The 13,478-nt window shown below is 61.5% G+C and carries 11 protein-coding genes; 4 read left to right on the top strand and 7 right to left on the bottom strand.

Annotated elements, in window-relative coordinates:
• Positions 1–2 precede the first annotated feature (2 nt).
• Complete coding sequence (gene xdhB, locus ACZ1HH_RS12780) at positions 3–2,336, bottom strand: xanthine dehydrogenase molybdopterin binding subunit (RefSeq protein ID WP_472636813.1); 2,334 nt, start codon at positions 2,334–2,336, stop codon at positions 3–5.
• Between the two features lie 14 nt (positions 2,337–2,350).
• Positions 2,351–3,814 (bottom strand): xanthine dehydrogenase small subunit, encoded by a 1,464-nt coding sequence (gene xdhA / locus ACZ1HH_RS12775; protein WP_011540018.1) that lies wholly within the window; start codon positions 3,812–3,814, stop codon positions 2,351–2,353.
• A gap of 179 nt (positions 3,815–3,993) precedes the next feature.
• On the opposite strand from xdhA, the gene ACZ1HH_RS12770 reads away from it, so the two are divergent.
• Complete coding sequence (locus ACZ1HH_RS12770; RefSeq protein WP_472636812.1) at positions 3,994–4,905, top strand: LysR family transcriptional regulator; 912 nt, start codon at positions 3,994–3,996, stop codon at positions 4,903–4,905.
• A gap of 52 nt (positions 4,906–4,957) precedes the next feature.
• Here ACZ1HH_RS12770 and bhcD read toward each other — a convergent pair whose 3' ends face one another.
• From bhcD to bhcA, 4 genes are all read right to left on the bottom strand, one after another.
• Positions 4,958–5,923 (bottom strand): iminosuccinate reductase BhcD, encoded by a 966-nt coding sequence (gene bhcD, locus ACZ1HH_RS12765; protein WP_472636811.1) that lies wholly within the window; start codon positions 5,921–5,923, stop codon positions 4,958–4,960.
• 95 nt (positions 5,924–6,018) lie between these two features.
• Positions 6,019–7,182: a 3-hydroxy-D-aspartate aldolase BhcC gene (bhcC, locus tag ACZ1HH_RS12760; protein ID WP_011540015.1), complete on the bottom strand. Its 1,164-nt coding sequence runs from the start codon at positions 7,180–7,182 to the stop codon at positions 6,019–6,021.
• A 65-nt stretch (positions 7,183–7,247) separates the two neighbouring features.
• Complete coding sequence (bhcB, locus tag ACZ1HH_RS12755) at positions 7,248–8,213, bottom strand: beta-hydroxyaspartate dehydratase BhcB (RefSeq protein WP_472636810.1); 966 nt, start codon at positions 8,211–8,213, stop codon at positions 7,248–7,250.
• Positions 8,213–9,403, bottom strand: coding sequence for an L-aspartate--glyoxylate aminotransferase BhcA (bhcA, locus tag ACZ1HH_RS12750; RefSeq protein ID WP_487320300.1), 1,191 nt, complete (start codon positions 9,401–9,403; stop codon positions 8,213–8,215). Before bhcA ends, bhcB begins: the two co-directional genes overlap by 1 nt.
• 167 nt (positions 9,404–9,570) lie before the next feature.
• Here bhcA and bhcR point away from each other — a divergent pair, with 167 nt between their 5' ends.
• Together bhcR and ACZ1HH_RS12740 are read left to right on the top strand one after the other, a co-directional pair.
• On the top strand, positions 9,571–10,413 hold the full coding sequence (gene bhcR, locus ACZ1HH_RS12745; protein ID WP_472636809.1) for an HTH-type transcriptional regulator BhcR: 843 nt from the start codon (positions 9,571–9,573) through the stop codon (positions 10,411–10,413).
• A 122-nt stretch (positions 10,414–10,535) separates the two neighbouring features.
• The gene (locus ACZ1HH_RS12740; protein WP_472636808.1) at positions 10,536–11,438 is read left to right on the top strand and encodes a PRC-barrel domain-containing protein; all 903 of its coding nucleotides are present in this window, start codon (positions 10,536–10,538) and stop codon (positions 11,436–11,438) included.
• A gap of 115 nt (positions 11,439–11,553) precedes the next feature.
• Here ACZ1HH_RS12740 and ACZ1HH_RS12735 read toward each other — a convergent pair whose 3' ends face one another.
• Positions 11,554–12,096, bottom strand: coding sequence for a CHAP domain-containing protein (locus ACZ1HH_RS12735; protein ID WP_472636807.1), 543 nt, complete (start codon positions 12,094–12,096; stop codon positions 11,554–11,556).
• 338 nt (positions 12,097–12,434) lie between these two features.
• On the opposite strand from ACZ1HH_RS12735, the gene ACZ1HH_RS12730 reads away from it, so the two are divergent.
• Complete coding sequence (locus ACZ1HH_RS12730; protein WP_487320299.1) at positions 12,435–13,445, top strand: GlxA family transcriptional regulator; 1,011 nt, start codon at positions 12,435–12,437, stop codon at positions 13,443–13,445.
• The last annotated feature ends 33 nt before the right edge of the window (positions 13,446–13,478 follow it).

Here is a 13,478-nt window from a genome sequence, read left to right as displayed (position 1 = left end):
CCTCAGCCTCCGGCCTTAAGACGTTCCACCGCCATCAGCACGCGTTCGGGCGTGGCGGGTGCCTCAAGACGCGGGCACTCGCGATAGTCGGCAACCGAGGCCACCGCCATCGACAGCGCCTCCAGAACAGAAATCCCCAGCATGAAGGGCGGCTCGCCCACCGCCTTAGAGCGTTTGATGGTCATCTCGCGGTTTTCAGACCAGTCGGCGAGCTTCACGTTGAAGCTGCGCGGGCGGTCAGAGGCCAGCGGGATCTTGTAGGTCGAAGGCGCATGGGTGCGCAGGCGCCCGTCTTTGTCCCACCAGAGCTCCTCTGTGGTGAGCCAGCCCATGCCCTGAATAAACGCGCCTTCGACCTGTCCCTTGTCGAGGATCGGATTAAGGGACCGGCCCACGTCATGCAGGATGTCGGTGCGCTCCACCCGGTATTCCCCGGTGAGCGTGTCGATAGAGACCTCCGAGCAGGACGCGCCATAGGCGTAATAGTAAAACGGCCGTCCCTTGCCCGCCGCGCGGTCCCAGTGGATCTTGGGTGTCTTGTAGAACCCTGCCGCCGACAGATGCACCCGCGCCATATAGGCCTCGCGGATGAAGGTCGCGAACTCCACGACTTCCTCGCCGATGCGGATCTGGTTGGGGCCAAAGCGCACGGCGCTTTCGGCCACACCCCGACTCTCGGCGGCAAATTTCACCAGCCGCGCCTTGATCTGCTCGCAGGCATCCAGCGCCGCCATCCCGTTGAGGTCGGACCCCGAAGAGGCCGCCGTGGCAGAGGTGTTCGGGACTTTTTCGGTGGTAGTCTTGGTGATCTTGATGCGGTCGAAATCGACCTGGAACGCTTCGGCCACCACCTGCGCGACCTTGGTGTTGAGGCCCTGCCCCATCTCGGTGCCGCCATGATTGAGGTGGATCGAGCCATCGTTGTAGATGTGGATCAGAGCGCCGGCCTGATTGTACCACGTGGCAGTAAAGGAGATGCCGAATTTGACCGGTGTCAGCGCGATGCCACGACGGATGATGCCGCCCTTTGTGTTCTCGGCAATGATCGCCGCGCGACGGGCCTGATAGTCGCTGCTCTCTTCCAGCTCCTCGACAATGCGACCGATCACATTGTCCTCCACCTCCTGATGATAGGGGGTGAGGGTGCGGCTATCGCCGGGTTGGCCATAGAAATTGGCCTTGCGCACCTCCAGCGGGTCCTTGCCCAGCGCATAGGCGATTTCCTCGATCATCCGTTCCGCGGCGACCACGCCATGCGGGCCGCCAAAGCCTCTAAATGCCGTGTTAGAGACTGTATTCGTCTTCTGCGGACAGGAGGTCAGGCGGACATTGGGGTAGAAATAGGCGTTGTCGGCATGAAACAGCGCGCGGTCGGTCACGGGTCCGGAGAGGTCCGAGGAATAGCCGCAGCGCGCGGCAAACTGGCTCTCGACGGCTTCGATCCGCCCCTCATTGTCAAAGCCCAGATCATAGTCGATCACAAAGTCATGCCGCTTGCCGGTGGCGGTCATGTCCTGATCGCGATCGGGGCGGATTTTCACCGGACGGTTCAGCTTCTTGGCGCCAAGGGCGGCAACGGCGCAAAAAAGGTTCATCTGGCTTTCCTTGCCGCCAAACCCGCCGCCCATGCGGCGCACGTTCACCACCACCGCATTCGACGGCACGCCGAGCACATGGGACACCATGTGCTGCGCCTCGCTCGGATGCTGGGTGGAGCAATGCACCACCACATCGTCATCTTCGCCCGGAATCGCAAAGGCGATATGGCCTTCGAGATACATGTGATCCTGACCGCCGACGACAACGCGTCCCTGCAAGCGGTGCGGCGCCTCCGCAAGGCCGCTCTCCACATCACCGCGCTCGAGCTTCAGCGGGTCGGTGACCATGGGCATGCCCGCATCCCGCGCCGAAATCGCATCGAGCGCGTGGGGCAGCACCTCATAGTCCACATCCGCAAGCTCCGCGGCGCGGCGCGCGGCATCGCGGCTCTCGGCAATCACGGCAAAGAGCGGCTGGCCGTGAAACTCCACCTTCTCGGTCGGAAACACCGGCTCGTCATGTTTGCCCGTGGGGCTCACGTCATTAACGCCGGGAATATCATCCGCCGTCAGCACATCGACGACACCGGGCGCGGCGCGCACACGGCTCAGATCCATGCCGCGGATGTTGGCATGGGCGACGGTAGACACGCCGAGATAGGCATGCAGCGTCCCTGCGGGTTCCAGGATGTCGTCGGTGTAGTCGGCGCGGCCCTGCACCTGTTTGATGGCGCTCTCGTGTTTGAGATCCTGATGCGCGGCACCTTTGATCTCTGTGGTATTGCCCAGATCTTTCATAGGTGTCTCCTCCCTCACGCGATGGCCAGACGCACGGGCGCGCCCTGGGTGCTGTCTTGTTCGAGGTAGAACCGGCGCAACAGGTTCGCGGCGACGGTCATGCGGTAGTCTGCGCTGGCGCGCCAGTCACTGAGCGGCGTGAAGTCCTGGCCCAGTGCCACGGCAGCCGCGTCAAAAGACGCCGCAGCAAATGGCTGCCCCACGAGGGCGGCTTCGGCGGTGGCGGCGCGTTTGGGGGTTGCGGCCATGCCGCCAAACGCGATCCGGGCCGTGGTGATGACCCCATCGGTCACGCATACGCTGATCCCGGCCGCGACTGAGGAAATATCCTCGTCCCGTCGCTTGGAGATTTTGTAGGCCGCATCCATCTGCCCCGGCTTTGCGCGCGGAATACGGATCGCGGCAACAAAGTCACCCGCCTCGCGGTCCTGCTTGCCGTAATCGATAAAGAAGTCTTCAAGCGGCAGCACCCGGCTGCCCCGCGCGCTTTGCAGCACGACTTCGGCCCCAAGCGCAATCAGCACCGGCGGCGTGTCCCCGATGGGAGAGCCATTGGCGATATTGCCACCGATGGTCCCCATGTTGCGCACCTGCCAACCAGCGATCCGGTCCCAGTAGTCGCCCAGATGCGGGAACGCCGCACGGATTGCGGCCTCACTCTCGCTGTAGGTCACACCCGCGCCAAGGGTCAGAGCCTCCTCCGTGACCTCGACGGATTTCAGCTCCTCGAGGTGGGTGATGAACACCACCGGCGAGATCGGGCGCATGAATTTCGTGACCCAAAGTCCCACATCGGTGGACCCGGCCACGATCGTTGCCTTGGGGTTTTCCGCCAGCACCTGCGCCAGATCCGCGACATCCAGCGGCAGGATCGCGCGGTCATCCTCGGGGCCGGTCACAATGCGTGCGCTGGGCTGCAGCGCCATCAGGCGCGCGGTTACATCAGTCCGTTCACGCACCAGATGGTCATGCGCGGGAGATCCATACTGTGTCACCGCCATAGCGGCCTTCACGATCGGCTCATAGCCGGTGCAGCGGCAGAGGTTGCCTTGGATCGCCGTCTCGACCTCCTGCACCGATGGCTCCGGGTTGGACATCCACAGCGCATAGAGCGACATCACAAAACCCGGCGTGCAAAAGCCGCACTGGCTGCCGTGATAGTCGACCATGGCCTCCTGGACCGGGTGCAGACGCCCTTGCGGCCCCGAGAGATGCTCGATGGTGACAATGTGACAGCCATTGAGGGACGCAAGAAAGCGGATGCAGGCGTTCACGGTCTCATAGTGCAGCTGGCCCTGATGCAGCCGCCCAACAAGAACGGTGCAGGCCCCGCAGTCGCCCTCGGCGCAGCCTTCCTTGCTGCCCGTCAGGCGCTGATCGAGGCGCAGGTAATCCAGCAAGGTCAGTGTTGCCTTCACATCGGATACGCGCTTTTCCACTCCGTTCAGCAAAAAGCGGATGTCATGTCCCTGAGCCATTGAACCTCCCTGTTCTGCCCGCATCACGCGGGCGCGTCTCTTGAGTTGCGGCAGAGATTAACCTGTCTGACTGCATTGAAATATGGTGTGCTTTGCGAAATACTTTCAACACGCTGTTGATAATCAAATCAGGTGGTCTGGCGTATACAGGGGCTGTCACCCCGAGATGAGGATTCCAAATGGCTTATATGGAGAGCCTGCGCCTGTTCTGCCGTGTGGTGGAGCTGGGCAGTATCACATCGGGAGGGCGCGACGTGCGCCTGACGCCGGCAGTGGCCAGCAAACGCATCAAGGAGCTGGAGGAACATCTTGGCGTGCGGCTCTTCAATCGCACCACGCGATCGCTGACGCCGACCGAAGCGGGCAAGCGGTTTTACCGCGAGGCCTTGCGCATCCTTGACGTGGTCGAAGAGGCCGAGAGCGTTGTGGCACAGTTCTCCGGGCGGCCACGCGGGACTCTGAAAATCACCGCACCTCTGGCAGCTGGACGGCGCATAATCGCCCCGTTAGTGCCTGATTTTGTCGATCGGCACCCCGAGATCGACGTGCAAATGCGGATGTCGGATCGTCGGGTCGACATTCTGGCAGAAGGTCTGGACCTGGCCTTTTTTGTCGGTACGCCGAGCGACTCCAGCCTGAAGATGCGCAAGATCGCAAGCGTTGAGCGCGTGCTCTGTGCCTCGCCGCGCTATCTGGAACGCCATGGCATCCCTCATGTGCCGCAGGATCTGATGGGAAAACACAACTGCCTGCTGCTGCGCTACCCCCGTTCGCCAGAATATTTTTGGACCTTGAACACAGGCTCTGGGTTTCGAAAATTCGAAGTCAGCGGCAAATACGATGCAGACGACAGCGAGGTTCTGTTGAATTGGGCGCTGGATCATCGCGGCATCGTCAACAAACCACGATTTGAGGTGGCAGAGCATCTGCGCTCTGATGCGCTGGTCGAGATCCTGCCGGAGGCGCGCCCGATGGCGGCAACTTTCGGCTGCCTTTATCCGCACAAGAAACTGCAGGATCCAAAAGTGCGCCTGCTGGTGGATTTCATCACCGAACGCGGACAGTCCTTGCTGGACGCGCTGGTCGGATAAAAAACGCCCCGGAGCAGGGCCGGGGCGTTTAGAGCCATGTGTGAGTGGTGGCTTAGAAATCAACCTCAATCGCGATGCCCTGCGTGACCGCCAGCTCCACGACACGGGCGGCGACCGCCAGATCCTGAAGCCCAACACCGGTGCCGTCAAAAAGGGTGACCTGATCGTCAGTGCTACGGCCAGGGTGGGCACCATTTATGACCGCCCCGAGCTGCGTCAGATCCGCCGCTTCGATCAGCCCCTGCGCCACCGCATGCTGTGCCTCTCCGATGCTGACGGATTGCGCCACCTCGTCGGTGAAGACCTCAGCGCGCACCAAAAGCGCCGGGTCGACCTCTTGTTTGCCTTTGGTGTCGGTGCCCATGCAGGCGATATGTGTGCCGGGGCTGACATGATCGGCCATCAGACTTGCCTCAAAGGAGGAGGTGATCGAGATGATCACATCCGCTGCGCGCATCCCGTCCAGTTCGACCGCTTCGAACGGCAGGCCAGCCTCTGCGGCGACGGCTTCGATGTTGGGCAGCATTTCGGGGTGCAGGTTCCAGCCGATCACCTTTTCGAAGTTGCGCTGCTCGAGGGCGGCGCGCAGCTGAAACGTCGCCTGATGACCCGCCCCGATCATGCCGATCACCTTTGCATCGTCGCGGGCGAGATGCTTGATCGACACCGAGGAGGCCGCCGCCGTGCGCAGCGCGGTCAACAGATTGCCGCCCACCATCGCGTGGGCCTTGCCGGTATCCGGGTCGAAGAGGAACACGGTGGACTGATGGTTGATTTGCCCGCGCTTCTCTAGGTTGTGGGGCCAATAGCCGCCCGCCTTCAGGCCAAGCGTCAGCCCTGCGCGGTCAAAACCGCCCTTGAACCCATAAAGCGCGTCCTCATGGCCGATGGCCTCGCGCACTACGGGAAAGTTATAGGCGTCCTCGGCGGCCATGGCGGCAAAGACCTTCTCCACCGCGTCAAAGGCGGCCTCGCGGGTCATAAGATCGGCAATCACCCGTTCGGGAACGATGTACATGGGGTGTCTCCAGTATTCGGGTGCAGCCCATCATTGGGGCTGCAAAAAGAAAAATCCGGCGCAGGGCGCAGAGGCGCACCTGCGCCAGTAGGGGGTCAGTAGGCCTTGCCGCGCGCGGACACTGGCCAGAGGGTTTCGACCTTGCCGTTGCGGACGCCGACGTACCAGTCGTGGACATTCGCGGTGGGATCACAATGGCCGGGGACCAGCTTCAGTTTCTCGCCCACCTTCAGCACGCCATCGGGGTCAGCTATCACCCCATGCTCGTCCGAGCATTTGACGTACTCGACATCCGTGCGGCCAAAGATGAACGGCAGTCCGCTGTCCACGGATTGCGCCTTGAGGCCCGCATCACAGATCGCCTTGTCGGCCTTGGCGTGGCTCATGACCTGGGTCAGAATGAAGAAGGCATTCTCCCACTCGCCCTGATCGATCCGCTTGCCGTCCTGATCCAGAATTCGGCCATAGTCGGCATCCATGAACGCGTAAGAGCCACACTGCAATTCGTTATAAACCCCTGAGTTAGACTCGAAGTAGTAAGAGCCTGTACCGCCTCCAGAGACCAATTCCGGCGCAAGATCCGCAGCCTTCAGCCCCTCGACCGCATCACGCACCTGAGCGATTGCAACGTCGAGCTTTTCCTTGCGCGCCTCGTAGCTGTCGAGGTGCTGCATGGCGCCCTGGTAGGCTTGGATGCCGGTGAACTTTAGCCCCGGGGCGGCATCAATGGCCTGCGCGATCTCGACCACGTCTTCCGTGGTGGTCACGCCGCAGCGTCCAGCGCCACAGTCGATCTCCACAAAGCACTCGATCTCGGTGTCATGCTTCTGTGCCGCCGCTGACAGATCCGCGACATTGGCCGGATCATCCACACAGACGATGGTACGCGCGCCCAGTTTCGGGAGCCGCGCCAGCCGGTCGATCTTGGCCGGATCGCGCACCTGATTAGAGACTAACACGTCCTTTATGCCGCCTCGTGCAAAGACTTCGGCCTCAGAGACCTTCTGGCAGCAGACCCCGATTGCGCCACCAAGACGCTCTTGGAGTTTGGCCACATCCACCGATTTATGCATCTTGCCATGCACGCGGTGGCGCATGCCGTGCGCGCGAGCGTAATCGCCCATCTTCTTGATGTTGCGCTCCAGCGCGTCGAGGTCGAGCACGAGACAGGGGGTCTGGATGTCGGCCTCATCCATGCCGGGCAGGGCGGGGACGTCAAAGCCCACTTCGAGGCTGTCGAAATTTGCGGGTGCATTCATTGGGGTTACTCCCATATCAGAGTCTAAATAAGGGCAAACAGTGTCTGACTGAGGTCAGATCGTTCTCAAATCGTCCAGGGCAGGCGATCCAGATCGACATTGCCACCGGTCAAAACGATGCCAACGCGTTTGCCGCGAAAGGTCTCGGGGTTCTTCAGGATGGTGGCGAGCGGCACCGCAGAAGAGGGCTCCATCACCACGCGCAGGTGCTTCCAGATGAGCTTCATCGCGTCGATGATCTCAGGGTCAGATGCGGTCAGAATGTCGGACACATGGTTCGACACAAAATGCCAGGTCAGATCCTTGAGCGGCACCAGCAGCCCGTCGGCGATGGTCTTGGGCGCATCATCGGCAATGATGTAGCCCGCCTTGAAGCTGCGGTAGGCGTCATCAGCCTGCTCGGGCTCCGCGGCGATGATCCGTGTTTCGGGTGCCAGCGTCGACAGCGTCAGACAGGTGCCCGAAATCATGCCGCCGCCGCCAATCGGCGCGAGCACACAATCAAGCCCGTCGGTTTGCTCGACAAACTCTTTGGCGCAGGTGCCTTGGCCAGCGATCACCCGAGGATCGTTGTAGGGATGCACAAAATCGCCACCGGTTTCGGCCTGTACGCGGGCGAATGTCTCCTCTCGCGAGGTGGTCGAGGGCTCACATTCGGTGATCTTCCCGCCATAGCGGCGCACGGTGTCTTTTTTGGCCTGCGGCGCGGTGCGCGGCATCACCACGTTGCAGGGAATGCTGCGCAGCATCGCCGCATAGGACAGGCAGGAGGCATGGTTGCCGCTGGAATGCGTCGCCACGCCCTTGGCCGCCTGTGCTGCGTCCAGACCAAAGACTGCATTGGTGGCGCCGCGCACCTTGAAGGCCCCCGGCTCCTGAAAGTTTTCGCATTTGAAAAACAGCTGCGCGCCGGTCAGCTCGTTGAGGTAGGCGGACTGGCGCACCGGGGTGCGGTGGATGTGTGGCGCGATACGTTGATGCGCCGCCAGCATGTCCTCGTAGGTTGGGATATACATTGCGGTGTCCTTCATCACGCGGCGTCCTTTTGGGCGGCCGCCGTGTGGCCGCGATAATAGTCCTGTGCCGCTGCAACGCCGGAGCCGAGGCGGATATCAAGGCCGAGGTCGACCATGCACATCTCGGCGGTGGCAATTCCCGAAAGCGCCATCACATCCGTCAGGCTACCGAGGTGGCCGATGCGGAACACTTTGCCCGCGACCTCACCCAGCCCGACGCCAAAAGCGACGCCGTATTTCTCGGCGGCATGGGTGACGATATCGGTGGCGTTGAACCCTTCGGGGGTGCGGATCGCGCTGACGGTGTCGGAATAGACCTCGGGCGTTGCCGCGCAGAGCTCCAGCCCCCAGGCGCCAACCGCGGCGCGCACCCCTTCAGCAATGCGGTGGTGGCGGGCAAAGACGTCCTCCAGCCCCTCAGCCAGCAGCATCTTGCAGGACTCATTGAGACCGTTCATCAGGCCTACCGCAGGCGTGTAGGGGTAGGCGTTATTGGCATAGCCCTTCGCCATATCGTGCACGTCAAAGAAGGTGCGTGGCAACTGGGCGGATTTGGTCGCCTCCATCGCCTTGGGGCTGAAGCCGACGATGGCGAGGCCCGCGCTCAGCATGAAGCCCTTTTGCGAGCCCGTCACCGCCACATCGACCCCCCACTCATCCATACGGAAATCCATCGAGGCGATGGAGCTCACGCCATCCACAAACAACAGTGCCGGATGCGCCGCTGCATCGAGGGCGCGCCGAAGGGCGGCAATGTCGGATTTCACGCCGGTCGCGGTCTCGTTGTGGGTGGCCAGAACCGCCTTGATCTTGTGCGAGGTATCGGCGGTCAGGATCTCTTCATAACGATCGGCGGGCAGGCCCTCGCCCCAGGGTGTCTCGATGATTTCCACCTCAAGGCCGTGACGCTGGCACATGTCGATCCAGCGATGGCTGAACATGCCGTTGCGGGCGGCCAACACCGTATCCCCCGGCGAGAGCGTATTGCTCAGCGCGGTCTCCCAGCCCCCCGTGCCGGAGGAGGGAAAGATAAAAACTTCGGCGCTGTCGCTCTTGAGCACCTTGCGCACCCCCTCGCGCGCGGGATGCAGGATCTGCCCAAACAGTGGCGAGCGATGGTCGATTGTCGGCATGTCGCAGGCTTTGCGCAGGCTTTCGGGGATGTTGGTCGGCCCCGGAATAAAGACGGGATTTTGAAAGCTCATGGACTGTCTCCTTGCGTCGTTGAGACACCCTAGACCGAAGCCGAAACCGGGGAAATTTTTTTGAAATCGTTTTTTAAAAATGGAGTGACGCCAAAAAACGTTTCTTGTCAGGTGTTTGCGTTTTTCATATCGTGAATGTGTATTTCGCAATGTGCCGGGAGGATCTTATGGATTCGCATGAAAATGCCTCAAGAGCCACCAGACGGGCACGGGGCCGTCCGCGCGACTGGCACGATAAAACCGCGCAGAACACCATCAAATCGCTCGACCGCGCGATGGAGGTCTTTGAGTATCTGAGCCAGGCGCAGGGCAAGCCGCTTACTATGATTGCCGAGGAAATGGGGCAGTCACCCGCCACCGTTTACCGCATTCTTGTCACACTCGAAGGGCGCGGATTGGTGGACTTCGACGCCGAAGAGCAGCTCTGGCACATCGGCGCGCAGGCCTTTGTGATCGGGGCACGGTTCTTGCGCCGCACCAGTCTCGTGGATCGGGCCCGGCCTATCCTGCGCCGCCTGATGGAGGACACCGGCGAGACTGCGAACCTCGGGGTCGAGAAAGAGGGCCATGTTCTGTTCCTGAGCCAGGTGGAGACCCACGCCAGCATTCGCGCGTTCTTTCCGCCGGGCACCCTGTCACAGATGCACGCCTCCGGGATTGGCAAGGCGCTCCTGGCGGAAATGGACGGCAGCCGTCTCGACCGGCTCCTTGCGGCGACGCGATTGGAGATATTTACCGACCACACCATCACCGATCCCGAGGCGCTCAAGGCCGATCTGGCGGCCATCCGTGCGCAAGGGTTCGCGGTCGACAACGAGGAAAAGAACGCCGGCATGCGCTGTATCGCGGCGCCGGTGTTCGACATGAACCGAGAGGCGATCGCGGGGATCTCGGTCTCCGGTCCGACCAGTCGCATCAGCGTCGAGAGCATCGCAGAACTCAGTCGCCCTGTTATCGAAGCAGCGCAGCAATTGACCGTCGCGATTGGTGGCGATCTGGCCGCGCTCTAGCTGCGCCTGATTGCGCCAGTCGCGGCACATCGCGAAAAAATCTCGGAACATATGCGCCAGCGCTCTCGTTGTGTGGATGCAAGCGGCCGCACCACATGACACTCACGAAGAGGAGAGTAGCAATGAAAACCCTGTTGATGTCGACTGCCCTGATGGCAGCCACCTCCACCGTTGCGGTTGCCGAAGCACCAAAGTTCATGGCAAGCGCGGATCCCTTGGCGATCCAGGCGTCTGAATTCATCGGTCAGCAGATCTACACCACCCCGTCCGAGGTCGATGCTGAAGGGTATGAGGGTCTCCAGAAAGAGTGGGAGAAGATCGGCGAGGTAAATGACATCGTGCTGAGCCGTGACGGCAATATCCAGTCGGTTCTCGTCGACATCGGCGGCTTTCTCGGGATTGGCGAACGTCAGATCGCGGTGGATATGAACGTGCTGCAGATGGTGCCGGATAGCGCGACGCCCGAAGATAGCACCGATTATTTTCTGGTGATGCAGGCGGATGTTGCGGAGTTTGAAGCCGCACCGGCTTATGAGCACTCCGCGATGAGTGATTTCAGTGATCGCGCCGAACAAGCGGTGAAAACCACTTCGGCGGCGTTGAAGAACACGGCCGATGATCTGGGCAACACTGCTCAAGGCGCGGCCGAGCGGGTCGGAGAGGCGATCAGCAACACGATGGACGACGTGAAAGAGATCACAGCCGAGGTCACTTCGGATTGGCAAGACAAAGGCTATGAACCCATCGAGGGTGCCAATCTCAGCGCCGAGCGCCTGACCGGAGCGCCCGCCTATGGCATCAAGGATGACTGGATTGGTGAGGTCTCTGACCTTGTGATGAGCGACTCGGGAGACATCAGCCATGCGATCATCGATGTAGGCGGCTTCCTCGGGATTGGCGAAACGCCGGTAAAGCTTGAGCTGTCCCAAGTCACCGTCCTGCAAGAAGTCGAAGGGGATGCACTGCGCGTCTATGTGCCAATGTCCAGCGACAAGCTGAAAGGCATTGGCGCCTACGAGAGCTGACAGCGTGCAGCCCGCACAAGGGACCAAAAGGTCCCGACCCGCAGCGGAGCAATCAATAGAACAATAGGCCCGTCATAGTCTGGCGGGCCTTTTTACCTGTCACAAATGATCGGGATCAGGAATTGGGGTGAATGAAGCCGTTGATCGGATAAACGCTGCCAAATGCGCCGGGATTGGTCTCGACGCGCACGCGCGACCAGTCGTTTTTGTCCGAAACATCAATCACCGCCATGCCGAGCGACACCTTGTTGCGGTGCCAATTGGCGTGATCAATGCGCAGCGTGCGATCATCAACCACTTCGGACACAACGGCGACATGGCCAAGCGGCATCGAGCGGGTGGCGCTAAAGGCCATGACCGCACCCACCTCGGGAGTCTTGCCAACCTCGAAGCGACCCTGCGCCTGTTTCCACCAGGTGCGGGCATTGCCGCGGATTTCCACGCCCGAGAGGTTGCGCGCAAAAGGCACACACCAGACGCGGGCGCCGCGCGACCGCAGGCTCTCAGCCTCACGCATGGCAAAGGCCAGACGTGCCGGATCGATCTGATCATTGCCCGACCGCGGCCCTTCTCCGCAGGCGCTGAGGACCAGCGCTGAAATCAGAAGAAGTCCACTCAGGATCGGGTTCAGACGGAGGGTGCGGGCAATGGTTTGCAAGGGACACTCTGGCGTTGTTGTGACATTCGTGATGCGGCGTAACATTCTGTCAAAAAGCCGTGTGTGCCAATATGCCTGTTGCCCGGTGGCAAGATTTCGCCAATCACCCAAGGCGTGCCCTTGCATTTTGGTCCTGACTTCCCCGTGCGCCCTTGCGCGCGCCGGCGTGATGCGGCAGCCAACCGTGCCCGGGTTGACGGGTTTTAAAAGCGCGGATGTCAGATGCGGGAGTCGCGCTGCGCTATGCTGGCAGGCGCATTGGCGTCGCAAAGCGACACCAAAGCGGCACGAGATGACTTGTCGATGGGAACCCGACGCGGGTAGGGTCTCGATCCAATATGGACAGAAACCCCGCCTCTCCCGCTGCATCCGATCACAGCGATGACACCCCGCGACTGGCGGTGGAAATATTTGTGCAGCCGGGATTCTCCCAGCTCGAGCTTTCGTTGATTCTCGCGGTGTTTGAGGCGGCGAACGCAATGGAGACCGGCATCTGGTTCTCCGTTCGCATCACCTCTGACAGTCCGGGCGTGGTGACAGGCGGCGCGGGCATGATGGTGCGGGCAGAACCTGCGATTGGCCTGCAATATCTTCAGGACCTGATGTTTGTGGTGGGGGGGCGCAATTGCAGCGGCGGCAGCTGGCTCGCACGGGCGCGCGCAATGCAGAAACTGCGTCGCCCGGTGTTCCTGCTCTCGGATGCAGCAACCGCCTATATCCGCAGATGTGCGCCGCTCTCGGGGCCCGCCACCACCCATTGGCAAGACCTGCGCGCGCTGCGTGAGACCGGCGAATACCCCACGCTCACCGATAGCCTGGTGGCGGAAAATGCAGGCATTCTGACCTCGGCCGGGGGGGGATATACGGCGGAAATGGTGGTGCGTCACCTCTCGCAAATCCTTGCACCGCAACATTGCGCCGAATTGGCCAGCGTGTTGATGATCGAAACCGCTCGGGGTTACAGCGGAGAACAACCCAAAGGGGCCGCGCGCAACACCAATCTGCTGGAGGCGCGGCTGGTGCGCGCCATGGCGATCATGGAAGAATGCATCGAGCATCCCCTGTCCACCGCCGAGGTGGCCGAGCGGGCGGGGATTTCGGTGCGGCATCTGGAACGCCTGTTTCTGACCCATCTCAACACCACACCGGCCAAACACTACATGCAGCTGCGCCTGAAGCTGGCCAACAAGCTCCTCACCGACACCAACCTGCCGATTGCAGAGATCGCCTTTGCCAGCGGCTTTGCGTCCTCCACGTCGCTCTCGCGCGCGTATCGGCGTGAATATAATATGACCCCCTTTCAGGTGCGCGCCCGTGATCGGGCCGGGGCGGGTCTGCGCGCGGACTAGCCTCAGGGATGTCACCCGTGCTTTGGAACACAA

The sequence above is a fragment of the Epibacterium sp. HA2-3 genome, from assembly GCF_055693725.2.
Note: the sequence above shows the minus strand (reverse complement) of the source record. Positions and strands in the feature narration are given on the sequence as shown.

Bases quoted from the DNA above. Each gene is read 5' to 3' on its own strand.
- xdhB (WP_472636813.1), bottom strand. From the start codon at position 2,336: ATGAAAGATCTGGGCAATACCACAGAGATCAAAGGTGCCGCGCATCAG.
- xdhA (WP_011540018.1), bottom strand. From the start codon at position 3,814: ATGGCTCAGGGACATGACATCCGCTTTTTGCTGAACGGAGTGGAAAAG.
- ACZ1HH_RS12770 (WP_472636812.1), top strand. From the start codon at position 3,994: ATGGCTTATATGGAGAGCCTGCGCCTGTTCTGCCGTGTGGTGGAGCTG.
- bhcD (WP_472636811.1), bottom strand. From the start codon at position 5,923: ATGTACATCGTTCCCGAACGGGTGATTGCCGATCTTATGACCCGCGAG.
- bhcC (WP_011540015.1), bottom strand. From the start codon at position 7,182: ATGAATGCACCCGCAAATTTCGACAGCCTCGAAGTGGGCTTTGACGTC.
- bhcB (WP_472636810.1), bottom strand. From the start codon at position 8,213: ATGAAGGACACCGCAATGTATATCCCAACCTACGAGGACATGCTGGCG.
- bhcA (WP_487320300.1), bottom strand. From the start codon at position 9,403: ATGAGCTTTCAAAATCCCGTCTTTATTCCGGGGCCGACCAACATCCCC.
- bhcR (WP_472636809.1), top strand. From the start codon at position 9,571: ATGGATTCGCATGAAAATGCCTCAAGAGCCACCAGACGGGCACGGGGC.
- ACZ1HH_RS12740 (WP_472636808.1), top strand. From the start codon at position 10,536: ATGAAAACCCTGTTGATGTCGACTGCCCTGATGGCAGCCACCTCCACC.
- ACZ1HH_RS12730 (WP_487320299.1), top strand. From the start codon at position 12,435: ATGGACAGAAACCCCGCCTCTCCCGCTGCATCCGATCACAGCGATGAC.